Below are 24,645 nucleotides of genomic sequence, written 5' to 3'. Positions count from 1 at the left end.
GTCATGCTAACAAAAGCCGACGCGCCGTCCCCAATGCTTGACGGCGGACGCGCCGGTTCACAGCGGCGGCTGCGAGGGGTCGGCGGGCGGATCGAACGGGGCGTCGAGCGAGCGCGTGAGCTCCTCGAGCATCGCCGCGATCTGCGGTTCGACGTACTCCGCGATCGCCGCCTGGATGCGCAGCCGGTGGTGCAGCAGGATCGCGCACACCTCGCGCCCGATCATGTTCGCGTAATCGTCGGCGAGCCCGACCTCCTGCCGGAGCGCGGCCTTCGCCTCGTCGCTCAGCGGCGGCAGGGCCGGGATCTCCTGCTCGTCGGCGGCGGCGAGTCCGGCGACCGTGAAGAGGAACGGTGCGCCGGGCACGGGGTCGGGATCCAGCGGCAGGCCCTCGAACTCGGGCTCGAGCCCCTCGGCCGGCCGGTAGCTGCGGGCGCGGTTGCGCGCCGCCTGCTGGTCGAGCTCGGCCTGGAGCATCGGGAGGTTGCGCGCCGTGTACTCGGCGACGGCGTGGTCGACGATCGTCTTGATGCGCGTGGACAGGCCGTGCTGCACACCGTGGGGGACGTCGGCACCGAGCCCCGCGGCCGACAGCACCGGCGAGCCGAAGCAGCGGCGGCACGGGGCGACGCGGCCGCGGTGCGTGGCGGGCTCCCACCGGGGAAGCCACGCCAGCCAGGCGTCCACCGCCTGGCTGACCTGCGTCTCGAGCGAGCGCTCCACGGCGTCCACCCTAGGGCGACACGGGCCGCGATCCCATGCCCCGCGCCGGATCCGTCGCGCCCCGCTCCGCTTCCTCAAGTCGCCCCGCCTCCTCAAGCCGCCCCGCCTCCTCGCGTCCCGCCGCCCTGGTGTCCTCCCTCGGCACGTCACGAATTCAGGCACGGGCGGGCCGGGCGCCGCGACACGCCGATCGGGAATGCCCGACGCCGCCCCGCAGCCTGAATTCGTGCGACGCCGACCCGGCGGCGTGCGGGCTCACTCCTCGTCGTCGCGCTCCCACGGCCACCGCGGCCGATCGGCGCGGGTGCGCACGAGGGTGACCCCGCCGCATCCGGCGACGAGCGCCGCCGCCGCGATGACGAGCCCCGGCCAGCCCACCGCGACCCCGCCGGCCGCCGCGACCACCGCCGCGGAATCGCCGCCGGTCACCAGTCCGCCGACGACGACGCCGACCGCCTCGCCGAGCCACGCCGTGACGGCGGCGATGGCCGCGATCCACAGCGACGGATGCGGCGCCCGAACGCCCACGAGCAGGGTCGCCGCGAAGGCGGCGCCCGCGAGGATCATGCCGGCCACGCCCGGGATCTGGCCGAGGCCGCGGACGCCGATGATGTCGGCGTCCAGGAACAGGCTCGCCAGCCCCAGCCCCGCGATCGCGAGGGCGAAGAAGCCCACGGTCGCGAACACGACCGCCAGCCGCGGCGCGACCGGTCCGCCCGGAGGTTCCGGAGCGGTCATCGGATCACGTCGCGCCTCGCAGCCTGTCCGCTACGCGCGGTGCAGCTGCGGGCCCGCCTCGAGCGTGCGCTCGTACTCGCGCTGCGCTTCGTCGTTGAGCTCGGTCACCCGGCGGCCGCGCGCGGCGACCCACGCTCCGAACCAGATCGTCAGCTCCCGGCCGAGGACGAACGCGACGATCGCGAGCGGCGCGAGCGCCTGCTCCTGCAGCAGTTGCGAGCCCTCGCGGGCGGTCAGCATCCAGAACGGCGCCTGGAACAGCTGCCCGAGCAGGTGACCCGCGTACGCGGCGACGCCGACGAGGAGGCCCCACACGACCCAGTGGCCCCACCGGCCGCGGTTGATGATCGCGCCGAGGAACCAGAATCCGATGAAGAACACGACCACGGGCACCCACAGCGACCACGTCTGCAGCGCCGCGAGGGCGGCGTCGGCGAGACCCGACACCTGCACGTCGCCCGTGAGCAGCGCGAGGCCCAGCGTCGCGGCGAGGTAGAGCACGGCGAAGACGACCGCCGCGAGCAGGCCGATCGCACCGGCCGTGCCACGGTTGCCGCGCGGGCGCGGCGCCTCGGGCGCCTGCACGAAGATGGGCTGCGCGCCGCCGTAGGCGGCGGTGGGCGCGGATGCGGCGTCGTCGCGCGCGGTCGTGGCCGCGGCGGCACCCGCGCCGCCGGCGGTCGCGGCCGCCACGGTCGGGGTGTCGTCGACACGCGGCTCGGGGTCGGCCGAGGCGGCGTAACGCGCCCAGCGCTCGTCCTCATCGTCGTCGGTGGTGACGCGCTCGTGCACGACCGTGCCATCGGCGTCGACCGGCTCGGCGTCGTCGGCGCGGTGGACGACGGGGCGCTCGGGATCGCGGTCGACGACGACCGGCTCCGCGGCGTGCGCCGCGGGCGTGTCGACGGGGTTTTCTGCACTGTGCGTCCCGTCGACGCGGGACGCAGCGTCGTCGGTCTCGGGGACGTCGCGGCGGGCGGCCTCGGCCTCTGCCAGGCCCTCGTGCGCGCGGCCGACCACGTCGGTGTCGCGTGCCGACTCCGTCGGCTCGTCGACGGGATCGCCGTACGACGACTTGGGGTCACTCATCGCCCGCACTCCTCACGCGGGGCCGATCCCCGCGCACCGAGGCTAACGCCCGGTCGGGCCCGCATCGCGGAGCCTCGCCGTCGTGTGTCGGACTGGTCGGAGCGCCGCTCGCGGATAGGGTGTGCGCATGAGCGCCCGTCCCGCCGTCGCCGCGGCCCTCGTGGCCGGGCTGCTGCTCCTCGCCGCGTGCGCGCCCGAGCCCGGCGAGGTCCCGCCGTCGCCGGAGAACCCGTCGTCGCCGTCCGCCCCCGCCGCATCCGGGTCGCCGACGCCCAGCCCGACGGCGACGGCCGTCGCCCTCCCCACGGACTGCCGCGCGATCCTGTCGCAGGCCGTGCTGGCCCAGCTCGGTCCGACGCCGCTCAACGACCCCGGTCTCGGCATCGCGACCGGTGTGCAGCCGGACGGCTCGCTCGTGTGCGCGTGGCGCGATCCGGCCGCCGACACCACCGGGCTCATCACCGAGATCACGCGCATGAGCCGGGGTCCGGCCCTGGGCATGCTCAACGGGCTCGCGAGCTCCGACGGCTTCTCGTGCTTCACGCCGAACGGCGGCACGCGCTGCGAGAAGGTGTGGGACGACGCGACGTACCCGGTCAAGAACGGGCGCACACTGTTCTGGCGCGACGACATCCTGATCGACACGCGATGGTCGAACCTCGCGCCGATCGGCTACACCGACAGCATCGTGTCGCACCTGTTCGGCGGGTGAGACGGGTCAGAACGCCCGGGATGCGGTGAGCGCGGCGTAGTCGTCGACGCTCCAGCCGTGCAGTACCGACGACAGCCACGTCTGCCCGCGCACGTCATGGATCTCCGTCGCTCCGTCGCGCGTGCGCTCGCAGTGCACCGCGTCACCGTCGACGGAGCACGAGAAGCCGTCGGCGGTGAGCGCGGCGGCGGCGATCGTCGCCGATCCCGGCACGACGGCCGCGACCGTCGAGCTGATCCAGCGGGCGTCGCTGACCCGCCACGTGCACGTGAACCGCACCGCGGGGCCGAGCGCGTCGGCGAGCGGCGACGAGGCGGCCGGGGCGGCGAGCGTCTGCGACAGCAGCACGTCGGGCGTCCACACCAGCTGCGACCACAGCCGGTCGGGGTAGAGGCTCCGGCAGTCGGTGGCGGCCGGCTCGGGCGTGCCGCCGACGGCCGAGCCCTCGCCGCCCGCGACGGGGGCGGCCGTCGCGCCGCGCAGGAGGTCGCCGGTGAACCGCACCGCCGTGGGGAGGCCCGGCACGGCCAGGTACAGCAGTGCCGCGACGACCGCCGCGCAGATCACGCCGATCGGCCACGCCAGCCAGAGGCTGCGTCCACCCACCCGTGCCATCTCACCCCTCCCCTGCCACGGTAAGCGGGACTGCGGGCGCGTCACGCGTGCCACACCGGGCAGTCGCATCCCGGGAACGACGAAGGCCCCCGGCGTGATGCCGGGGGCCTTCGGTCGTGTCAGACCACGCTCAGTTGTAGGTGCCGGGCGTGAAGTCGTCGGTCGAGAAGCTGTCGAAGTCGACGTAGCTCAGGTCGGCGTCGCTGTACGCGCCGTCCGAGGCGAAGATGCGGTTGGGGTACCGCTCGCTCTTGGCCTCCTCCGTCGCCTCGACGGCGACGTTGCGGTACTTCGCAAGTCCCGTTCCGGCGGGGATGAGCTTTCCGATGATGACGTTCTCCTTGAGGCCGACGAGCGGGTCGCTCTTGCCCTCCATGGCCGCCTGCGTCAGGACGCGGGTGGTCTCCTGGAACGACGCGGCCGACAGCCACGACTCGGTCGCGAGCGACGCCTTCGTGATACCCATCAGCTCGGGACGACCCGACGCGGGGCGCTTGCCCTCGGCCACGGCCTCACGGTTGATGTTCTGGTAGCGCTTGAAGTCGACCAGCTCACCCGGCAGCAGCTCGGTGTCGCCGTGGTCGACCACGGTGACCTTCCGCAGCATCTGACGGACGATGACCTCGATGTGCTTGTCGTGGATCGGCACACCCTGCGAGCGGTACACGCCCTGGACGCCGTTGACGAGGTACTTCTGCACCTCGCGGGCACCCTGCACGCGCATGACCTCCTTGGGGTCGAGCGTTCCGACCTGCAGCGGCTGGCCGACCGTGACGCGCTGGCCGTCCTCGACCAGCAGCGTCGCGCGCTTGAGCACGGGGTACACGTGCGGCTCGTCGCCGTTGTCGGGCGTGAGGATGACCTTCTTGGCCTTCTCGGTCTCGTCGATCGTGATGCGGCCGTCGGCCTCCGCGATCGGCGACGCACCCTTGGGGGTGCGGGCCTCGAAGAGCTCCTGCACGCGGGGCAGACCCTGCGTGATGTCCTCGGCCGAGGCCGAACCACCCGTGTGGAACGTGCGCATCGTCAGCTGCGTGCCGGGCTCACCGATCGACTGGGCCGCGATGATGCCGACCGCCTCGCCGATGTCGACCGTCTTGCCGGTCGCGAGCGAGCGGCCGTAGCACTGCGCGCACACACCGACGGCCGAGTCGCACGTCAGGACCGAGCGGACCTTGATGGTCTCGACACCGGCCTCGACGAGCTTGTCGATGAGCACGTCGCCCACGTCGTCGCCGGCCTGCGCCACCACGGTGCCGTCGGGGGCGACGACGTCCGAGGCGAGCGTGCGGGCGAACACCGAGTTCTCGACGTTCGGGTCGCGCGTGAGCGTGCCGTCCGCACCCGCGGACGCGATCGGCAGCTCGAGGCCCTTGGACGTGCCGCAGTCCTCCTCGCGGATGATGACGTCCTGCGAGACGTCGACGAGTCGACGCGTCAGGTAGCCCGAGTCGGCTGTACGGAGGGCCGTGTCGGCCAGACCCTTGCGGGCACCGTGGGTCGCGATGAAGTACTCCGCCACCGACAGCCCCTCGCGGTACGAGGAGATGATCGGACGGGGGATGATCTCACCCTTCGGGTTGTTCACGAGACCGCGCATGCCCGCGATGTTGCGGATCTGCAGCCAGTTACCACGGGCGCCCGACGAGACCATGCGGTTGATGGTGTTGTCGGCCGGGAAGTGGTCGCGCATCGCCTTCTGAACCTCGTCGGTCGCCTCGGTCCAGATCTTGATGAGCTCCTGCCGACGCTCGGCGTCGGTGGTGAGGCCCTTCTCGTACTGCGCCTGGACCTTCGCGGCCTGCTTCTCGTAGCCCGCGACGATCTCGGCCTTGTTCGGCGGCGTGAGGATGTCGCTGAGCGCCACGGTCACACCCGAACGCGTGGCCCAGTAGAAGCCGGCGTCCTTGATGCGGTCGAGGGTCGCGGCGACCTCCACCTTCGGGTACTCCTCGGCGAGCTTGTTGACGATCTGCGACAGCTTGCCCTTGTCGGCCTGCTCGCGCACGAACGGGTAGCCCTTGGGGAGCGTGTCGTTGAAGATCGCCTGGCCGAGCGAGGTGTCGACGAGACCGTGACGCTCGTAGCCCTCGGGGCCCTGACCCTCGAGGAAGGTCAGCCCCGGGATACGGATGCGGACCTTCGCCTGCAGGTCGAGCGTGCCCTCGTCCTTGGCGAGGATCGCCTCGCCGACCGAGCCGAACACGCGGCCCTCGCCGGCCGCACCCTCCTTGACGGTCGTCAGGTGGTGCAGACCGATGATCATGTCCTGCGAGGGCAGGGTCACCGGGCGGCCGTCCGACGGCTTGAGGATGTTGTTCGACGCGAGCATCAGGATGCGGGCCTCGGCCTGCGCCTCGACCGACAGCGGCAGGTGCACCGCCATCTGGTCGCCGTCGAAGTCGGCGTTGAACGCCGCGCACACGAGCGGGTGGAGCTGGATGGCCTTGCCCTCGACGAGCTGCGGCTCGAACGCCTGGATGCCCAGGCGGTGCAGCGTCGGCGCGCGGTTCAGGAGCACGGGGCGCTCGCGGATGATCTCCTCGAGCACGTCCCACACCTCGGGACGCGTGCGCTCGACGGCGCGCTTGGCCGCCTTGATGTTCTGCGAGTGACCGAGGTCGATCAGGCGCTTGATGACGAACGGCTTGAACAGCTCGAGCGCCATCTGCTTGGGCAGACCGCACTGGTGGAGCTTGAGCTGCGGGCCGACGACGATGACCGAACGACCCGAGTAGTCCACGCGCTTGCCGAGCAGGTTCTGACGGAACCGGCCCTGCTTGCCCTTGAGCATGTCGGACAGCGACTTCAGCGCGCGGTTGCCGGTGCCGGTGACCGGGCGGCCGCGGCGGCCGTTGTCGAACAGCGCGTCGACGGCCTCCTGCAGCATCCGCTTCTCGTTGTTGACGATGATCTCGGGAGCGCCGAGGTCGATCAGGCGACGGAGGCGGTTGTTGCGGTTGATCACGCGACGGTACAGGTCGTTGAGGTCGGAGGTTGCGAAGCGGCCACCGTCCAGCTGCACCATGGGACGCAGCTCCGGCGGGATCACCGGGACGACGTCGAGCACCATCGCCGCCGGGCTCATGCCCGTCTGCAGGAACGAGTTGACGACCTTGAGGCGCTTGATCGCGCGGATCTTGCGCTGGCCCTTGCCCTCGGAGATCTGCAGGTGCAGGCTCTCGGCCTCGGCCGCCAGGTCGAAGCTCTCCAGGCGGCGCTTGATCGACTCGGCGCCCATGTAGGCCTCGAAGTACTGACCGAAGCGGTCCTGCAGCTCGTGGAACACGTCGTCCTCGGGCTTGAGCGCGCCGACCTCGAGCGTGCGGAAGTCCTCCCACACGCGCTCGAGCTTGGCGATCGCCTCGTCGGCGCCCTTGCGGATCTGCGCCATGTCCTTCTCGGCGGCGTCCTTGACCTTCTTCTTCTGGTCGGCCTTGGCGCCTTCGGCCTCGAGGGCCGCGAGCTCCTCCTCCAGCTTCGCCAGACGCGCGGCGATGCGCGCGTCGCGGCGGTCACCGAGGGTCTTCAGCTCGAGACGGATGTTGTTCTCCTGCGTGGGCAGGTCGCGGTGGCGCGCCTCCTCGTCGACGGAGATCACCATGTAGGCGGCGAAGTAGATGACCTTCTCGAGGTCCTTCGGCGCCATGTCCAGCAGGTACCCCAGGCGCGAGGGCACGCCCTTGAAGTACCAGATGTGGGTGACCGGGGCGGCCAGCTCGATGTGGCCCATCCGCTCGCGACGGACGGAGGACTTGGTGACCTCCACGCCGCAGCGCTCGCAGACGATGCCCTTGAAGCGGACGCGCTTGTACTTGCCGCACGCGCACTCCCAGTCCCGCGAGGGACCGAAGATCTGCTCGCCGAAGAGGCCGTCCTTCTCCGGCTTCAGCGTGCGGTAGTTGATGGTCTCGGGCTTCTTGACCTCGCCGTAGGACCACCGACGGATGTCGTCGGCGGTGGCGAGACCGATGCGAAGCTCATCGAAAGTTGTTGCGTCGAGCACGAATTCTCCTGTGTGCCTAGAAATCAGTCGCGTTTGCCGGCCGGTCAGATCTCGTCGATCGACGAGGACTCGAACCGGGTGGAGATGTTGATGCCGAGCTCCTCCGCCGCGCGGAAGGCGTCGTCATCCGTGTCGCGGAGGTTCACCGCGGTGCCGTCGGCCGAGAGCACCTCGACGTTCAGGCAGAGCGACTGCATCTCCTTCATGAGCACCTTGAACGACTCCGGGATGCCGGGCTCCTGGATGTTCTCGCCCTTGACGATGGCCTCGTACACCTTGACGCGGCCGAGGATGTCGTCGGACTTGATCGTGAGGAGCTCCTGGAGGGCGTAGGCGGCGCCGTACGCCTCGAGCGCCCACACCTCCATCTCACCGAAGCGCTGGCCGCCGAACTGCGCCTTACCACCCAGCGGCTGCTGCGTGATCATCGAGTACGGGCCGGTCGAGCGGGCGTGGATCTTGTCGTCGACGAGGTGGTGCAGCTTCAGGATGTACATGTAGCCGACCGAGATCGGTGCCGGGAACGGCTCGCCGGAGCGACCGTCGAACAGCAGCGTCTTGCCCGTCGAGTCGATCAGGCGCTCGCCGTCGCGCGTGGGGAGCGTCGAGTCGAGCAGACCCGCGATCTCCTCCTCGCTCGCGCCGTCGAACACCGGGGTCGCGACCTTGGTGCCGGGGGCGGCCTCGTAGGCCTCCTTCGGCAGGCGCGCGGCCCACTGCGGCTCGCCCTCGACCTTCCAGCCCTGCTTGGCGATCCACCCGAGGTGGGTCTCCAGGACCTGGCCGAAGTTCATGCGGCCGGGGATGCCGAGCGGGTTGAGCACGACGTCGACCGGGGTGCCGTCCGCGAGGAACGGCATGTCCTCGACGGGCAGGATCTTCGCGATGACGCCCTTGTTGCCGTGACGGCCGGCGAGCTTGTCGCCCTCGGTGATCTTGCGCTTCTGGGCGATGTAGACCACGACGCGGCGGTTGACGCCCGAGCCGAGCTCGTCGTCGCCGTCCTCGGCGTTGAACTCCTTGACCGCGATGATCGTGCCCTGCTCGCCGTGCGGCACCTTCAGGGACGTGTCGCGCACCTCGCGGCTCTTCTCGTTGAAGATCGCGCGGAGCAGACGCTCCTCGGCGCTGAGCTCGGTCTCGCCCTTGGGCGTGACCTTGCCGACGAGGATGTCGCCGGGGCGCACCTCGGCGCCGATGCGGACGATGCCGCGCTCGTCGAGGTCCTTCAGCAGGTCGGGGCTGACGTTGGGGAGATCACGGGTGATCTCCTCCTTGCCCAGCTTGGTGTCGCGCGCGTCGACCTCGTACTCCTCGATGTGGATCGAGGAGAGCGTGTCGTTCTTCACGAGCTCCTGGCTGAGGATGATGGCGTCCTCGAAGTTGTGACCCTCCCACGTCATGAAGGCGACGAGGAGGTTCTTGCCGAGGGCCAGCTCGCCGTTCTCGGTCGCGGGGCCGTCGGCGATGACCTCGCCGGCCTCCACGCGCTCGCCGGCGGAGACGACCACGCGCTGGTTGTACGACGTGCCCTGGTTGGAGCGGTCGAACTTGCGCAGGAAGTAGTCCTGCGTGCCGCCCTCGTCCAGCTGCACGGTCACGACGTCGGCCGAGACCTCGACGACGACACCCGGCTTCTCAGCGGTGATGACGTCACCGGCGTCGACCGCGGCGTAGCCCTCCATACCGGTGCCGACGACGGGCGAGTCGCTGCGCACGAGCGGCACGGCCTGGCGCTGCATGTTCGCACCCATGAGGGCGCGGTTGGCGTCGTCGTGCTCGAGGAACGGGATGAGCGAGGTCGCCACCGACACCATCTGGCGCGGCGAGACGTCCATGTAGCCGATCTCGTCGGCGGGGATGAGGTCCACCTCGCCGCCGATCTTGCGGGCGAGGACGCGGTCCTCCTGGAAGTGACCGTCGGCCTTCAGCGGAGCGTTGGCCTGCGCGACGATGAAATCGGCCTCCTCGCTCGCGGTGAGGTAGTCGATCTGGTCGGTCACGCGGCCGTTCACGACCTTGCGGTACGGCGTCTCGATGAAGCCGAACGCGTTGATGCGCGCGAACGACGCGAGCGAGCCGATGAGGCCGATGTTCGGGCCTTCCGGCGTCTCGATCGGGCACATGCGGCCGTAGTGCGACGGGTGCACGTCGCGGACCTCGACGCCGGCGCGCTCACGGGACAGACCGCCGGGGCCCAGCGCCGACAGGCGGCGCTTGTGCGTCAGACCCGCCAGCGGGTTGTTCTGGTCCATGAACTGCGACAGCTGCGACGTGCCGAAGAACTCCTTGATCGCCGCCACGACGGGGCGGACGTTGATCAGGGTCTGCGGCGTGATCGCCTCGATGTCCTGCGTGGTCATGCGCTCGCGGACGACGCGCTCCATGCGCGACAGACCGGTGCGCACCTGGTTCTGGATCAGCTCGCCGACCGCGCGGATGCGGCGGTTGCCGAAGTTGTCGATGTCGTCGACGTCCAGGCGGATCTCGGCCGGCTTGCCGCCGCGCACGCCCGAGAAGGTCGTGTCGCCGCGGTGGAGGCGGACGAGGTACTTGATCGTCGCGACGATGTCGTCGACGGTGAGCACCGAGTCGGTGAGCGGGAGCTCGAGGCCGAGCTTCTGGTTGATCTTGTAGCGACCGACCTTCGCCAGGTCGTAGCGCTTGGCGTTGAAGTAGAAGTTGTCCAGCAGCGCGCGGGCGGCCTCGGCGGCGACCTGCTCGCCCGGACGGAGCTTGCGGTAGATGTCGCGGAGCGCGTCCTCCTTGGTGAGGATCGTGTCCTTCTCCAGCGTCTCCTCGATCGACGAGAAGCCGGCGAACTCCTGCAGGATCTCCTCGCTCGTCAGGCCCAGGGCCTTCAGGAACACCGTGACCGACTGCTTGCGCTTGCGGTCGATGCGCACGCCGACCTGGTCGCGCTTGTCGATCTCGAACTCGAGCCACGCGCCGCGGCTCGGGATGATGCGCGCCGAGACGATGTCCTTGTCGGAGGTCTTGTCGGGCGTCTTGTCGAAGTACACGCCGGGCGAGCGCACGAGCTGCGAGACGACGACGCGCTCGGTGCCGTTGATGATGAACGTGCCCTTGTCGGTCTGGAGCGGGAAGTCGCCCATGAAGACCGTCTGCGTCTTGATCTCACCGGTCTGGTGGTTCATGAACTCGGCCTCGACGTACAGCGGGGCGGCGTAGGTCTTGCCGCGCTCCTTGCACTCCTCGATCGAGTACTTCTCCGGCTCGAGGTACGGGTTCGTGAACGAGAGCTGCATCGTCTCGCTCAGGTCCTCGATCGGCGAGATCTCCTCGAAGATCTCCTCGAGGCCGCTGATCTCGGGCACGTCGGTGCGGCCGGCGGCCTGCGCCTCGGCGACGCGCGCCTTCCACGCCTCGTTGCCGACGAGCCAGTCGAAGGACTCGGTCTGCAGCGCGAGAAGGTCGGGGACCGTCAGCGTGTCGGAGATCTTGGCGAACGAGAGGCGGGATGCTCCGCGTCCGTTCTTGGGGGTGGTGGTGGTGGATGCGTTGCGCGCAGCAGCCAAGGGAATAACCTCCGCAGAGCCCGGGCAGGGCTCGTGATTTCCTTGTCGTCAGGGTGGAGTGCTCCCGGCCCCGAAACCTGACGTGTCCGCACCGCGTGATGCGGGGACGCGCAGGAACAGCCGACCACCATATGAGGGCAGGGGGAAAGGGGAGCGCAAGGAACTACTATACGGGCCATGACGCGCCGTGTAAAGCGGGATTCTTGACGCGTCCTGCCCGGTGCGGTATAACCGCGGATCCGCCTCCCCCATTCCGCCGGTCTCCGGGGATTTCCCCCTCCCGCGCGGGCGCGTGGCCGGTGCACACTGTGTCGATGGGGGAACGCACCGACGCGCTCATCCGCACGCCCGACCAGCGGCTGCGGATCTTCGTGTCCTCGACGCTGCGCGAGCTCGCGGCCGAGCGCGCCGCCGTTCGCGCCGCGATCGAGCGGATGCGCCTGGCCCCCGTCATGTTCGAGCTCGGCGCGCGTCCGCATCCGCCCCGGGAGCTCTACCGCGCCTACCTCGCCCAGTCCGACGTCTTCGTCGGCATCTACGGCGACAGCTACGGCTGGGTCGCCCCCGACGAGGAGATCTCCGGCCTCGAGGACGAGTACCGCCTCGCCCCGCGCGACATGCCCAAACTCATCTACATCCGCCAGAGCGAGACGCGCGAGGAGCGCCTGCGTCTGCTGATCGACCGCATCCGCGACGACGACACGGCCGCATATCTGCCCTTCCGCGACGCCGCCGAACTCGAGGAGCAGGTGGCGGCCGATCTCGCGACCCTGCTGGCCGAGCGGTTCGACGCGTCGCGGACGCAGCCGGCCGCGACCGCCCCCGTGCCCGAGCCGGCCGCGCGTCGCCTGCCCGTGCCGTACAGCACGATCGTCGGGCGCGACGCCGAGATCGCGCGCGTGCGCCGGATGCTGACGACCGACGACGCCCGCCTCGTGACGCTCGTCGGACCGGGCGGCATCGGCAAGAGCCGGCTCGCGATCGAGGCCGCGCACGGCGCCGGCGACCTCTTCCCCGACGGCGTGTACTTCGTGCCGCTCGAGGGGGTGCTCGAGCCCGGGCTCGTGCTCCCCACGATCGCGTTCGTGCTGGGCGTGCGCGACAACGGCGAGGCACCGCTCGAGGAGCGCATCGGCCTCGCCCTCGCCGACCGGCGCGTGCTCATCGTGCTCGACAACTTCGAGCAGCTCGTGGATGCCGCGACCGTGCTCGTGCGCCTGTTCGACGTCGCCCCGGGGGCGCGCTTCCTCGTGACGAGCCGTGTGCTGCTGCGCGTGCGGGGCGAGCGCGTGTGCGACATCGGCGCCCTCGCGGTGCCCGACACCTCGATCGCCGCGACGCGCGAGCGGGCCGAGCGCTCGCCCGCCGTGCGCCTGTTCGTCGAGCGCGCCACGGCCGCCCGCGGCGACTTCGCCCTCACCGACGGCAACGCGGCCGACGTGGCGGTGCTGTGCGCCCACCTGGAGGGACTGCCGCTGGCGATCGAGCTGGCCGCCGCGAAGTCGCGGACGCTCACCCCCGCCGCGATCGCCCGCCGCCTGGAGAACAGCCTGCCGCTGCTCTCGGGCGCGGGGCGCGACCTTCCCGACCGGCACCGCACGATGACGGCGGCGATCGACTGGAGCGTCGACCTGCTCACGCCCGAGCAGCGCGCGATGCTCGCCGACCTCGGCGTGTTCGCGGCCCGCTTCACCCTGGACGCGGTCGAGGCGATCGGCGCGACGCGCGTGTGGGGCGAGCGCGCGCTGGAGAACCTCGAGGCGCTCGTGGACGCCTCGCTCGTGGCGCAGGAGGAGCGCGAGGACCGGCCGGTGTTCTCGCTCCTCGCCGTCGTCCGCGAGTACGCGCTCGGGCGCCTGAAGGATCAGGGCGAAGCGGCGACCGTGCGCGCGGCCCACGCCGACTTCTACGCGCGCCTCGTCGCCGAGCTGGCTCCAGGGCTGCGCGGCGCGCAGCAGGCGCGGTCGGTCGCCCTCCTCGGGCTCGACCTTCCGAACCTCCGGGCCGCGGTGCGCCACCTCATCTACGTCGACCGGCTCGATGACGCGGGGGACGTCGCATGGCGGCTCCTGATCTACTGGTGGATCGCCGGCTTCTTCGCCGAGGTGCGCGTGTGGATGCTCGAGCTCCTCGGCAAGGACCGCCCGATCTCGCCGCACACGCGCGCGGTCGCGTGGTTCTTCGCGCTGTGGGGCGAGATGTGGCAGCACCCGAGCGAAGAAGCCGTCGCGGGGCTCGGCGAGTGCCTGCGGCTGTTCACCGACTCGGGCGACGAGGACGCCGCGGCGATGGCGCTCGCCGCGCGGGCCACGGCGCGCCTGCAGCTCCCCCTCCCCGACCTCGACACGGCGGAGGTCGAGCTGGAGGACGCCGTCGGGCGCCTGCGCGCGATCGGCAACGGGTGGGCCGAGGCGATCACCCAGGTCGCACTGGGCCGACTGGAGTGGCTGCGCGGATCGCTCGACGACGCCCTCGCGCACTTCGATCGCGCGACCGCGGTCGCCGAGGCGGGGCAGGACCTCTTCACGGTGTCGGTCGCGGGCGACCACCTCGCGCGTCTGCAGCTGACCCGCGGCGACGTGGATGCGGCCGAGGGCCGCTGCATCCGGACCCTCAAGGTCTCGCTCCGACTGCGCTACGACGAGGGCGTCGCCTACGGGCTCGAAGGGCTGTGCGCGGTCGCGGCCGCCCGCGGCGACGGGGAGCGGGCGGGCATGCTGTCGGCGGCCGCCACGGCCATCCGCCGTCGCATCGGCGTGTTCGACGTCGAGCCCTTCACGGTGCACACGCCGCAGCTCGAGCGGGCGCGCACCCACGACCCCGCGGCGGTGGCGCGCGGCGAGGCGCGCGGCGGGACGCTGAGCCTGCCCGAGGCGGTCGCGCTCGCCCTCCCCTCGGAGGACGCGGCCGCGGTCGCGCCGCTCCTCGCGCACTGGTGACCCGCCGGCGTCAGGCCGGCGCCGGTCGCGCGTGGCGGAAGCGGATGCGGGCGCCCGGACGCGCGTGCGCGAGCGCGTCGAGCGACGAGTCGGCGACGACCGCGATCACGGGGTAGCCGCCCGTGACGGGGCCGTCGGCGAGGAGGATCGTCGGGCGTCCCGACGGCGGCACCTGGATCGCGCCGGGCACCATCCCCTCGCTCGGCAGCTCCTCCCGGCGCGCGCGCGGAAGCTCTGGGCCATCGAGCCGGATGCCGACGCGGTCGGCGTCGCCCGTCACGGTCCAGGCCGTCTCGAAGAGCGCCGGGAGGGCGGACGACGCGAACCATGCCGCGCGCGGCCCCGCAGCGAGCTCGACCTCGAGATCGCGGGGCGGCGCCGGCCACGGCGCGACGTCGAGCGCGGGCACCGGGTCGGCGGGCGCGGCGCCCACCGGCAGGGCGTCGCCGGCACGCAGCACGCCCGGACCGAGCCCGGCGAGCACGTCGGTCGCGCGGCTGCCGGCGACCGGGGCGACGGCGATCCCGCCCCGCACGGCGAGATAGCCGCGGAGGCCCGCCGCGAACGCACCCACGTGGAGCTCGGCGCCCGCGGGCCAGCGCACCGCCGTGTTCGGGCCGACCGCGGCGCCGTCGACCTCGATGGGTCCGACCGCGCCGGTGACCGCGATCCACGCGTCGCGCAGCGCCACGGCGCGGAAGCCGCCGAGGAGGATCTCGACGCCCGCCTCCCCCTCGGGGTTGCCCACGAGGCGGTTCGCGCGCCGCAGCGCCGCGCGGTCGAGCGCACCCGAGCGCGCGATGCCGAGGTGCGCCCGGCCGGCGCGGCCGAGGTCCTGCACGGTCGCGAGCGGCCCCGGCTCGACGACGCGGATCGCCGCGGCGTCCTCCGCGAAACCCCAATGGCGGCGCGAGAGCTCGGCGGTGCGCGGGGGTGTCGCGCCGCGGATGGGCTCTCGCGGCGCGACGAAGCGCACGCGCGCGCCCGGCGGCAGCAGCACCGGGTCGGCGGATGCGGCGTCGAACAGCGGCGCGTCGGTCGTTCCGATGAGGCGCCAGCCGCCGGGCGTCTCGCGCGGGTAGGCGCCCGAGAAGCCGCCGGCGAGGCCGACGGCACCGGCGGGGACCCGCGTGCGCGGCGACGCGAGCCGCGGCACGTCGAAGGCCCAGTCCTCGCTCACGAGGTACGCGAACCCGGGCGCGAAGCCCGTGAAGGCGACACGCCAGCGCGCCCCGGCATGCCGCCGCACGAGCTCGTCCGCCGACACGCCCAGGAGCGCGGCGGTGTCGGCGAGGTCGGCGCCGTCGTAGCGGATCGGCACCTCCACGAGCGGCCCCGGCGCCGCCGCATCCGCGGTCACCTCGACGTCCGCGATCCAGGCGGCCGCCGCCGCGAGGCTCAGCCGCGCCGGGTCGACGACCGCGAGCACGGTGCGCGCGGCGGGGACGAGCTCGCGCAGGCCCGGCGGGCGGGTGGCCGCGAGGGCGGCGTGCAGGGCGAGCGCGTCTGCCAGCGTCGCGGTCTCCGCGAGCAGCGCGCGGTCGCCGAAAGGCCCGATCTTCCGCTCCGCGCGCGTCACCGTCGTCCCCCGCCGCTCACCAGGCCGCGGCGACGCGGACGCCGGCGGAGGCGAGTGCGCGGCGCACGGCGACGGCCATCGCGACGGCCTGCGGGGTGTCGCCGTGGACGCACAGCGACACCGCGTCGGCGTCCACCACGGTGCCGTCGACCGCGTCCACGACGCCGTCGACGGCGAGCCGCACCGCGCGCGCGGCGACCGCATCGGGATCCTCGAGCAGGTCGCCGGGCTGCCCGCGCGGCACGAGCGCGCCCGTCGGGGTGTAGCCCCGGTCGAGGAACGCCTCACGGCGGAACGGCAGTCCGGCCGCCGCGACGGCGCGGGCGATCTCGCCGTCGAGGCCGAGGACCGGCAGGGCCCGCCCGAGCGCCGCCGACACGTCCGCGACCGCGGCGGCCACCGCATCCGCCTGCTCCGGCGACACCGTGACGGCGTGGTACAGCGCGCCGTGCGGCTTGACGTAGCGCACGTCGGCACCGGCCGCCCGCAGCGCCTCCAGCTGACCGCGCACGCTCGCGCGCAGCTGCGCGGGCGGCGGATCGTGCCGCACGCGGCCGACGTTCGCGCGGTCGGCGTACGACGGATGCGCGCCGATCGCCACGCCGTGCCGCTCGGCCCGCTCGACGGCCTCGCGCATCGACGCGGCGTCGCCCGCGTGCCCGCCGCACGCGACATTCGCGCTCGAGATCACCGCGAACATGGCCTCGTCGTCGGCCGTGGGCACCCCGTCCACCGTCTCGCCGAGGTCGGCGTTGAGGTCGATCGTGCGCATGCGCCCACGCTACCGACGCCGGCGGGCGTTACGGATGCGTGAAGATGTGCACAGCCGGATGCGGCGGCGCCGCCCGGCGGGGCAGGATGGACGGATGACCCCCGCTGCCGTCGGTCCCGCTCCCCTGCTGTCGGTCCGCGACCTCGCGGTCGACTTCGCCACGATCGACGGACCCGTGCGCGCCGTCGACGGCGTCGACCTCGACATCGCCCCCGGCGAGACCGTCGCGATCGTCGGCGAGTCCGGCTCGGGCAAGTCCACCACCGCGATGGCCATCATCGGCCTGCTCGCCTCGGGCGGCCCCGTGGCCCGCGGCAGCATCCTGCTCGACGGCGAAGACCTCACGGGCTTCTCCGAAGCGCGCATGCGCGAGGTGCGGGGGCGCCAGATCGGCCTCGTGCCGCAGGATCCGATGTCGAACCTGAACCCCGTCGCGAAGATCGGCACGCAGGTCGCCGAGACGCTCCTCGCGCACGGCCTGGCCACACGCGCCGACGTGCAGGGGAAGGTCGTCGAGACCCTCGAAGCGGCGGGGCTCCCGGATGCGGCGGCCCGCGCGAAGCAGTACCCGCACGAGTTCTCCGGCGGCATGCGCCAGCGGGCGCTCATCGCGATCGGGCTCGCGTGCAAGCCGCGCCTGCTCATCGCCGACGAGCCCACGAGCGCGCTCGACGTCACGGTCCAGCGGACGATCCTCGACCAGATCGACCGCATGACCACCGAGATCGGCACCGCCGTGCTCCTCATCACCCACGACCTGGGTCTCGCGGCGGAGCGCGCGTCGCGCGTGATCGTCATGCACCGCGGACGCGTGGTCGAGCAGGGGCCGGCGCGGCAGATCCTCGACGCGCCGCAGCATCCGTACACGCAGTCGCTCGTCGCGGCGGCACCGTCGGTCGCGGCCGTGCGGCTGCGTCCGGAGGAGTTCCGCTCGCCGCTGACCGTCGCGGGCGAGGCGGGCGCCCCCGACGACATCGTCGTCATCGAGAACCTCACGAAGGTCTACCCGCGCCGCGGCAAGGGCGAGGACTTCCGCGCCGTCGACGACGTGTCGCTGAAGATCCCGCGCGGCGAGACGGTCGCGATCGTCGGCGAATCGGGCTCGGGCAAGACCACGACGGCCCGCATGCTGCTGAAGGTCGTCGAGCCCACGAGCGGCAGCATCCGCTTCGAGGGTCACGACGTCGCGACGCTCAAGGGCGCGGCGCTGCGGGAGTTCCGCCAGAAGGTGCAGCCGATCTTCCAGGACCCGTATTCGAGCCTGAATCCCATGTTCACGATCGAGCGCATCGTCGAGGAGCCGCTGGCGTTCTACAAGCGCGGCTCGGCGAAGGAGCGCTCGGCACGCGTGCGCAAGCTCCTCGACGACGTCGCGCTGCCGCAGACGATGCTGCGCCGGTACCCGTCCGAGCTGTCGGGCGGCCAGCGCCAGCGCGTGGCGATCGCGCGGGCGCTCGCCCTCTCCCCCGACCTCATCGTGTGCGACGAGCCGGTGTCGGCCCTCGACGTGCTCGTGCAGGACCAGGTGCTCACTCTCCTGCGCGACCTCCAGCGCGAGTACGGCCTCAGCTACCTCTTCATCTCCCACGACCTCGCCGTCGTGCGCCTCATCAGCGACTACGTGTGCGTCATGAAGGACGGCCGCCTGGTGGAGGCCGCATCCAGCGAGGAGATCTTCACCAACCCGCGCGACCCGTACACGCGGCGCCTCCTCGCCTCGATCCCCGGCAACGAGCTCGGCATCGCCGGCTGACGCCCCGCGGCCCGCCTCTGCGCGGCCGCCGGCGCGGTGCGCGGTGCCGCAACCCCGGCGGTCGGGGTCAGCGGGCGCGCGTGCGCGGGTCCATCGCCTCGCGCAGCGCCTCGCCGAGCAGCGTGAAGCCGAGCGCGGTCACGGCGATGCAGATGCCGGGGAGGAACGCGAGCCCTGGCGCGATGGCGAGCTCCGCCTGCGCGTATGTGAGCATGCGCCCCCACTCCGCCGTCTGCGGCAGGCCGCCGCCGAGGCCGAGGAACGACAGCGCGGCGGCGTCGATGACGGCGGTGGCGAGCGTGAGCGTCCCCTGCACGATGACCGGTCCGATCGCGTTGGGCAGCACGTGCGTCATCGTGATCGTGCGGCGCGACAGCCCGAGCGTCTGCGCCGACAGCACGTAGTCGGCGTTGCGCTGCTGCAGCAGTGAGGCCCGCAGCAGCCGCGCGAACACCGGCACCTGCGACGCGCCGATCGCGATCATGACCGCGAGCTGGCTCTGCCCGAGGATCGCCGCGATCGACACGGCCAGGAGCAGGTTCGGCACCGAGAGCAGGATGTCGACGAAGCGCATCACGAGGATGTCGACCCAGCCGCCGAAGGTGCCGGCGAGAAGGCCCAGGAGCATGCCGCCGGCGAGGCCGAACGCGGTTGACACGATGCCGATGACCAGCGATGCCTGCGCGCCCCAGATGAGCTTCGACAGCACGTCGCCGCCGAAGCGGTCGAGTCCGAGCGGGAACTGCGCGAGCTCGCCGGGCCCGGGGATGTGCGTCGGCGTGATGTAGCGCTGTCCCGGGAGCGCCTCCGCCCCGTACGGCGCGAGGACGGGGGCCAGCAGCGCGACCAGCAGGAACAGGGCGACGATGACGGCGCCGATCCATGCGGTCGGGTTGCGCCGGATGCGGCGGAACACGTCGCGCCAGAAGCCGCCGCGTGTCTCCGCGGCCAGGAGCCCCTTGTCGACGATCGCGTTGTCGTCGACGGGGCCGCCGCTCGGGGCGGGAGGGAGGACGCCGGAGCTCATTGCACTCTCACTCTCGGGTCGATGACGCTGTACGACACGTCGACGAGCAGGTTGATGAGGGCGTACAGGATCGCGATGAAGATGATGAAGCCCTGCAGCACGGGGAAGTCGCGCGTGAAGATCGCCCGCGCGAGGAACTGGCCGATGCCGGGGAAGGCGAACACCGTCTCGGTGAGGACGGCGCCCGCGATCAGCAGGCCCGCCTGCAGGCCCACGGTCGTGACCACCGGCAGCATCGCGTTGCGCAGGATGAAGCGGTTGCGCAGCGTCGACTGCCCGATGCCCTTGGCGCGGCCGGTGCGGACGTAGTCGGCGTTCTGCACCTCGAGCACCGACGCGCGCGTGATGCGCACGATGATCGCGAGCGGGATGGTGCCGAGGGCGAGCGCCGGGAGGATGAGGTGGAGGAACGCGTCCCACGCCGCGTCGAGCTCGCCCGTGAGCAGGCCGTCGAGCACGTACAGGTTCGTGTAGTGGGTCGCGTCGATCCGCGGGTTCTGGCGGCCGTCGGAGGGGAGCCAGCCCAGCTGCACCGCGAAGATGTACTTCAGGATGAACGCGAGGAAGAACACCGGGATCGTGATGCCGATGAGGCTGAGCACGACCGCGATGTGATCCCACGCCTTCCCGTGCCGGCGCGCCGCCCAGTAGCCGAGCGGGATGCCGATCCCCACGGCGACGATGAGGGCGCCGATCGACAGCTCGAGCGTCGCCGGGAAGCGGCGGAAGAACTCCTCGAGCACCGGGCGCCCCGTCTGGATCGACGAACCGAAGTCGCCCTGGAGGAGTCGGCCGAGCCACGTGAAGTACTGGACGTACAGCGGCTGGTCGAAGCCGTACAGCTCGTTGATGCGCGCGACCGCCTCGGGGGTCGCGCGCTCGCCGAGCAGCGCGACCGCGGGGCCGCCGGGCAGGGCGCGCACCCACAGGAACAGCAGCACGGACAGGCCGAACAGGGTCGGGATGAGCAGGAGCAGGCGCCTGCCGATGGTGCGTAGCACGGGATCTCCGAAGCAGTGGGTCCGCGTCTTGCGTGAATCGGTGCTTATCCGGACGGTCGAGGCCGCCGATCCACGCAGGACGATGGGCGGATGCGGCGACCCGGGCGCCGCGCGGCAGCCCGGGTCGCCGCATCCGATTACTCGGACAGCGTGATCATGTTGTAGACCTCGTCCTGCACGGGGCTCGCCGGGTACGAGGTCACCCGCGCGTCGAACGCGAGCGTCGGCACGGGGCTGGCCAGCGGAACACCCGGCAGGAACTGCGCGATCTCCTCGTTGATGTCCTGGTAAGCGCTCTCCTGCTCGTCCTCGGTCGCGAGGCCGCGGGCCGAGGTCAGCGCCGAGAACAGCTCGGCGTTGTCGAAGCCCCACTCGTTGGACGGGGCGCCGAAGAACGTTCCGACGAAGTTGTCGGGGTCGTTGTAGTCGCCGGTCCAGCCGAGCAGGTGGATGCCGTGGTCCGAGCCACCCTGGATGAGGTCGAGGTACTCGCCCCACTCGTTGGAGACGGGGTTGACCTTGATGCCCACGGCCTCGAGCTGCGACGACAGGTTCGTGAAGATCTGCTCCGGGTTGGGCATGTACGGGCGCGAGATGTTCACGGGGTAGTTGAACGTCAGCGTGAGCGGGTTGGCCTCGGTGTAGCCGGCCTCCGCGAGCAGCGACTTGGCCTTCTCGGCGTCATAGTCGTACGTCGTGACGGCGTCGTTGAAGCCGATGACCGCGTCGGGCATGAACTGGTCGGCCAGCTCCGTGCCCTCCGGCAGCACCTGCGTGACGAGCTGCTGCTTGTCGATCGCGTGGGCGATGGCCTGGCGCACGCGGATGTCCGCGAGCGCCGGGTCGGCCTGGTTCATGCCGAGGTAGAGGATGTTGAACGGGTCGCGGTTGGTCAGCGTGAAGCCCGCGTCCTTGAGGGCACCCAGGTCGGCGGGGGCGACGAGGTCGTACCCGTCGATCGAGCCGGACTCGAGCGCCTGACGGCGGGCCGTGGTGTCGCCGATCGTGCGGAAGATGATCTCCTGCACCTGGCCCTGCTCGCCCCAGTAGTCGGGAAAGGCCTTCAGCGTCGCCTCCGAGCCCGGCTCCCACGAGTCGAACATGAACGGACCCGTGCCGGTCGGGTGCGCCGTCGCGTACTTGCTGAGGGTCGGCGCCTCGGACGTGCCGCCGACGTTGTCGGCGTCGTAGTCCTGCAGGGCCTTCGGGCTCTGGATCGCGAACGAGGGCAGCGACAGCGCGGGGATGAAGCCCGCGAAGGGCTGGGTCAGCGTGATCGTGACCTTATCGTCGCCGTCGGGGGTGCAGCCGCCGTAGATGGAGGTGCCGGTGTCGGCGTAGCCGCGCATGATCTTGCCCCAGTAGTAGGACAGGCTCTCGCTCTGCGCGATCCCGGTGAAGTTGTTCTGCCGGTCGAAGTTGAAGCAGACGGCCTCGGCGTTGAAGTCGGTGCCGTCGTGGAACTTCACGCCCGTCTTGAGCGCGAACGTGTACGACAGGCCGTCCTCGGACTGCTCCCAGCTCTCGGCCAGGAGCGGGGCCGGGTCGGCCGTGCCGGGCTCGGTGCCGACGAGGCCCTCGAACATCTGACGAGTGATGCGGAACGACTCGCCGTCGTTCGCGAACGCGGGGTCGAGGCTCGCCGGGTCGCCCGATGCGCCGAACACGAACGTCGAGTCGACGTCGCCCGACGCGGTCTCGCCGCCGCCGCCGCGCTGGCTCGAGCACGCCGACAGGGCGATCGCGCCGATCGCGACGGCCGCGGCGCCTGTGAGCAGGCGTCGCTGGAGGGTGGTTGCCATGTGCTGTGGACCTTCCTTGGGGGAGGGGAAAGGGCCGACGCCGACGCACGACGTCGTGCCGCATCCCGGTTCATCCGATCCTCCGACCGTATACGGTCGCGCACGGGCCCTCGGTTGCACCTGTGTATCGATCGTGTTTCGCCCGCGGCCGACCGCCGCATCCGGCGCACTAGCGTGGAGCGCATGGCCCGAGCGCGCGTCGAACCCGCCGAGATCGCCTCGGCCCGCCTGTCGGACGGCTCCTTCGCACGCCTCGTGCCGTCGCCGTACACGACCGGGTACGAGCTCGTGGTCGACGGCACGCCGCAATCGCACGTCGACCCCGAAGACCCGACGCACCTGCACTTCGAGTACGTCGCACGCATGGGCGCGGTCATCGACCGGCTGCGGATGCCCGGACAGCCGCTGACCGCCGTGCACCTCGGCGCGGGCGCCCTCACGATCCCGCGGTACATCGAGGCGACGCGGCCGGGCTCCCGCCAGCAGGTGATCGAGCTCGAGCAGGCGCTCGTCGACCTCGTGCGCGGGCAGTTCCCGCTGCCGCGCGGCGCTGCGATCCGCACGCGCATCGGCGACGCCCGCGCGGTGCTCGGCCGCCTGCCGCACGCGCTCGAGGGGTCCGTCGACGTGCTCGTGAGCGACGTCTACGCCGGCGCGCAGACCCCGGCGCACGTGACGACCGTGGAGTTCTACCGGGAGGCGGCGCGTCTCCTCGCGCCCGACGGCGTGCTCCTGGTGAACGTCGCCGACGGCGCCGGGCTCGCGTTCGCGCGGCGGCAGGTCGCGACCGTCCGCGCCGTGCTCGAGCACGTGATCGTGCTCGCCGAGGTGCAGGTGCTCAAGGGCCGCCGGTTCGGGAACCTCGTCATCGCCGCATCCGCCGCTCCGCTGCCGACGGAGTGGCTGCCGCGGCTCATGGCCGCCGGCCCCCACCCGGCGAAGGTCGCGCAGGGGGCGGAGATCGACGAGTTCGTGCGCGGTGCGCTGCCCGCCACGGATGCGGATGCGACACCCTCCCCCAAGCCCACCGCGAGCCTGTTCGATCGGTGACGCCGCACGGTCCCCGGCGTGCCGTGCCGGAGGTCCGGCGACGGGGATTGCAGACTGGAGGAGCCCCCGTCGGACGCTGCGGGGCGCACGAGCGGAAGCGTCGCAGAGGGGAGACAACGGTGAGCTACATCCGCGGGTACGATCCCGACACCCTGCGCGAGATCGTGGATCTGCGCGAGTGCGAGGAGCGGCTCGCGGAGATCGGCGTGCAGCGGAGCCTCCCGGCCCTCCTCGAGCGCGTGTGGCTGCTGAAGGTCCTCGGCCGCGCCGACGAGGCCCTCACCGTGTCGGAGCAGTCGGTGCGCGTCGCGCGCATGGCCGGCACCCGCAAGGACCTGCTGCGCGCGCGCATCCTCCACGCGACGATCCTGCAGGCCCGCGGCGCGTACGCCGCCGCGACGCAGGAGCTCACGACGTGCGCCGAGGAGGCCGACGGCAACGGGTGGGCGGGCATCGCGGCCTTCGCGTACCAGCACCGCGGCAAGGTCGCGTACGACGCGGGCGACTTCGACGACGCGCGGCGCGACTTCAAGCGGGCCCTGTTCCTGCGCCAGGAGTCCGGCGCCCCCGACGATCAGCTCGAGTCGACGCTGCTGGCGATCGACGCCGCCGACCGCCGGCGCTCGCGCGCGACCGTCGCGAGCTGACTGTCGGCACCCCGCACTACGGTCTCCTGCATGTCGGAACTGCAGCGCGTGCGCGTGTGGGCGGAGGCGCTCATCACGTCGCACCTCGACGCGTCGTGGTCGTTCGGCTTCGACAACGCCAAGCGGCGCGCCGGGCTGTGCGACTACACACGCAAGCGCATCAGCGTCTCCCGGTACCTCGCGGCGCGCTACGACGACGACACGAACCACCAGACGCTGCTCCACGAGGTCGCGCACGCCCTCGCCGGCCCGGCGGCCGGTCACGGCCCGGCGTGGAAGCGCGTCGCGCGCGACCTCGGCTACGTCGGCGGCACGACCCACGCCGGTGAGACGGCGACCGAGCTCGCCCCGTGGGTGGGCGTGTGCCCCGCGGGGCACGTCGCGTACCGGCACCGGCGGGCGACGCGTCCGACGTCGTGCGCGAAGTGCGCGCCGCACTTCGACCCGCGGCACGCGATCACGTGGACCCGCCGCGAGATCACGCCCGCGACCCGGCTCGCCGCGCAGACCCCCCGCTGACCGGCCGTCCGCCGTGCGGCGTCGAGCGCGCCGCATCCGCCGCCGAGTCACCATCGCGCCGTCGGGTCACCCATCCGCCGCACGGCTGCGGTGGTGTCGGGGCGGGAGGATGGCGACTCGGCGGAGGCGGACGG

17 protein-coding genes are annotated in these 24,645 nt (G+C 72.0%); 6 read left to right on the top strand and 11 right to left on the bottom strand.

Features of this window, described 5'->3' with window-relative positions:
- Positions 1 to 57: 57 nt before the first annotated feature.
- The 3 genes from EI169_RS03320 to EI169_RS03310 form a co-directional block, all read right to left on the bottom strand.
- Positions 58 to 723: a spermidine/putrescine ABC transporter substrate-binding protein gene (locus EI169_RS03320; protein WP_125130991.1), complete on the bottom strand. Its 666-nt coding sequence runs from the start codon at positions 721 to 723 to the stop codon at positions 58 to 60.
- A 255-nt stretch (positions 724 to 978) separates the two neighbouring features.
- Positions 979 to 1,461, bottom strand: a complete 483-nt coding sequence (locus tag EI169_RS03315) for a hypothetical protein (protein WP_125130989.1) — start codon at positions 1,459 to 1,461, stop codon at positions 979 to 981.
- Positions 1,462 to 1,491: 30 nt separating this feature from the next.
- Entirely contained in the window at positions 1,492 to 2,550 is a 1,059-nt protein-coding gene (locus EI169_RS03310; RefSeq protein ID WP_125130987.1) for an ABC transporter, read from the bottom strand.
- A 127-nt stretch (positions 2,551 to 2,677) separates the two neighbouring features.
- Between EI169_RS03310 and EI169_RS03305 the strand changes: the two genes are divergently transcribed.
- Positions 2,678 to 3,262 (top strand): hypothetical protein, encoded by a 585-nt coding sequence (locus tag EI169_RS03305; protein WP_125130985.1) that lies wholly within the window; start codon positions 2,678 to 2,680, stop codon positions 3,260 to 3,262.
- A 6-nt stretch (positions 3,263 to 3,268) separates the two neighbouring features.
- Here EI169_RS03305 and EI169_RS03300 read toward each other — a convergent pair whose 3' ends face one another.
- The 3 genes from EI169_RS03300 to EI169_RS03290 all read right to left on the bottom strand — a co-directional run bounded on the left by EI169_RS03300 (position 3,269) and on the right by EI169_RS03290 (position 11,422).
- On the bottom strand, positions 3,269 to 3,868 hold the full coding sequence (locus tag EI169_RS03300; RefSeq protein WP_125130983.1) for a hypothetical protein: 600 nt from the start codon (positions 3,866 to 3,868) through the stop codon (positions 3,269 to 3,271).
- 139 nt (positions 3,869 to 4,007) lie between these two features.
- A complete protein-coding gene (gene rpoC, locus EI169_RS03295; RefSeq protein WP_125130981.1) occupies positions 4,008 to 7,883 on the bottom strand; it encodes a DNA-directed RNA polymerase subunit beta' in 3,876 nt (1,291 codons plus the stop codon).
- A gap of 44 nt (positions 7,884 to 7,927) precedes the next feature.
- Positions 7,928 to 11,422 (bottom strand): DNA-directed RNA polymerase subunit beta, encoded by a 3,495-nt coding sequence (locus EI169_RS03290; RefSeq protein WP_125130979.1) that lies wholly within the window; start codon positions 11,420 to 11,422, stop codon positions 7,928 to 7,930.
- Positions 11,423 to 11,736: 314 nt separating this feature from the next.
- Between EI169_RS03290 and EI169_RS03285 the strand changes: the two genes are divergently transcribed.
- Entirely contained in the window at positions 11,737 to 14,361 is a 2,625-nt protein-coding gene (locus EI169_RS03285; RefSeq protein ID WP_164515415.1) for a DUF4062 domain-containing protein, read from the top strand.
- A 10-nt stretch (positions 14,362 to 14,371) separates the two neighbouring features.
- On the opposite strand, the gene EI169_RS03280 is transcribed toward EI169_RS03285, so the two are convergent.
- Complete coding sequence (locus EI169_RS03280) at positions 14,372 to 15,940, bottom strand: 5-oxoprolinase/urea amidolyase family protein (RefSeq protein WP_205783869.1); 1,569 nt, start codon at positions 15,938 to 15,940, stop codon at positions 14,372 to 14,374.
- A 16-nt stretch (positions 15,941 to 15,956) separates the two neighbouring features.
- Positions 15,957 to 16,712, bottom strand: a complete 756-nt coding sequence (locus EI169_RS03275; RefSeq protein WP_125130975.1) for a 5-oxoprolinase subunit PxpA — start codon at positions 16,710 to 16,712, stop codon at positions 15,957 to 15,959.
- 94 nt (positions 16,713 to 16,806) lie between these two features.
- On the opposite strand from EI169_RS03275, the gene EI169_RS03270 reads away from it, so the two are divergent.
- A complete protein-coding gene (locus tag EI169_RS03270) occupies positions 16,807 to 18,465 on the top strand; it encodes an ABC transporter ATP-binding protein (RefSeq protein ID WP_205783868.1) in 1,659 nt (552 codons plus the stop codon).
- A gap of 67 nt (positions 18,466 to 18,532) precedes the next feature.
- Here EI169_RS03270 and EI169_RS03265 read toward each other — a convergent pair whose 3' ends face one another.
- The 3 genes from EI169_RS03265 to EI169_RS03255 form a co-directional block, all read right to left on the bottom strand.
- Entirely contained in the window at positions 18,533 to 19,492 is a 960-nt protein-coding gene (locus EI169_RS03265; protein WP_125130973.1) for an ABC transporter permease, read from the bottom strand.
- On the bottom strand, positions 19,489 to 20,493 hold the full coding sequence (locus EI169_RS03260) for an ABC transporter permease (RefSeq protein ID WP_125130971.1): 1,005 nt from the start codon (positions 20,491 to 20,493) through the stop codon (positions 19,489 to 19,491). The genes EI169_RS03265 and EI169_RS03260 overlap by 4 nt, the downstream gene beginning before the upstream one ends.
- A 137-nt stretch (positions 20,494 to 20,630) precedes the next feature.
- The gene (locus EI169_RS03255; protein ID WP_125130969.1) at positions 20,631 to 22,295 is read right to left on the bottom strand and encodes an ABC transporter substrate-binding protein; all 1,665 of its coding nucleotides are present in this window, start codon (positions 22,293 to 22,295) and stop codon (positions 20,631 to 20,633) included.
- Between the two features lie 183 nt (positions 22,296 to 22,478).
- Between EI169_RS03255 and EI169_RS03250 the strand changes: the two genes are divergently transcribed.
- The 3 genes from EI169_RS03250 to EI169_RS03240 all read left to right on the top strand — a co-directional run bounded on the left by EI169_RS03250 (position 22,479) and on the right by EI169_RS03240 (position 24,511).
- Complete coding sequence (locus EI169_RS03250; RefSeq protein ID WP_125130967.1) at positions 22,479 to 23,345, top strand: fused MFS/spermidine synthase; 867 nt, start codon at positions 22,479 to 22,481, stop codon at positions 23,343 to 23,345.
- Positions 23,346 to 23,464: 119 nt separating this feature from the next.
- Positions 23,465 to 23,992, top strand: a complete 528-nt coding sequence (locus EI169_RS03245; protein WP_125130965.1) for a hypothetical protein — start codon at positions 23,465 to 23,467, stop codon at positions 23,990 to 23,992.
- A 30-nt stretch (positions 23,993 to 24,022) separates the two neighbouring features.
- The gene (locus EI169_RS03240) at positions 24,023 to 24,511 is read left to right on the top strand and encodes a SprT-like domain-containing protein (RefSeq protein ID WP_125130963.1); all 489 of its coding nucleotides are present in this window, start codon (positions 24,023 to 24,025) and stop codon (positions 24,509 to 24,511) included.
- The last annotated feature ends 134 nt before the right edge of the window (positions 24,512 to 24,645 follow it).

Source organism: Microbacterium sp. 10M-3C3, assembly GCF_003931875.1.
In the GTDB taxonomy this organism is placed as follows: domain Bacteria; phylum Actinomycetota; class Actinomycetes; order Actinomycetales; family Microbacteriaceae; genus Microbacterium.
This window is presented reverse-complemented; position numbering and strand designations above follow the sequence as displayed.

Excerpts from the sequence above, each read along its gene's own strand:
- EI169_RS03265 (WP_125130973.1), bottom strand. The coding sequence starts at position 19,492 with ATGAGCTCCGGCGTCCTCCCTCCCGCCCCGAGCGGCGGCCCCGTCGAC.
- EI169_RS03255 (WP_125130969.1), bottom strand. The coding sequence starts at position 22,295 with ATGGCAACCACCCTCCAGCGACGCCTGCTCACAGGCGCCGCGGCCGTC.
- EI169_RS03275 (WP_125130975.1), bottom strand. The coding sequence starts at position 16,712 with ATGCGCACGATCGACCTCAACGCCGACCTCGGCGAGACGGTGGACGGG.
- EI169_RS03310 (WP_125130987.1), bottom strand. The coding sequence starts at position 2,550 with ATGAGTGACCCCAAGTCGTCGTACGGCGATCCCGTCGACGAGCCGACG.
- EI169_RS03250 (WP_125130967.1), top strand. The coding sequence starts at position 22,479 with ATGGCCCGAGCGCGCGTCGAACCCGCCGAGATCGCCTCGGCCCGCCTG.
- EI169_RS03240 (WP_125130963.1), top strand. The coding sequence starts at position 24,023 with ATGTCGGAACTGCAGCGCGTGCGCGTGTGGGCGGAGGCGCTCATCACG.
- EI169_RS03305 (WP_125130985.1), top strand. The coding sequence starts at position 2,678 with ATGAGCGCCCGTCCCGCCGTCGCCGCGGCCCTCGTGGCCGGGCTGCTG.
- EI169_RS03315 (WP_125130989.1), bottom strand. The coding sequence starts at position 1,461 with ATGACCGCTCCGGAACCTCCGGGCGGACCGGTCGCGCCGCGGCTGGCG.
- EI169_RS03285 (WP_164515415.1), top strand. The coding sequence starts at position 11,737 with ATGGGGGAACGCACCGACGCGCTCATCCGCACGCCCGACCAGCGGCTG.
- EI169_RS03270 (WP_205783868.1), top strand. The coding sequence starts at position 16,807 with ATGACCCCCGCTGCCGTCGGTCCCGCTCCCCTGCTGTCGGTCCGCGAC.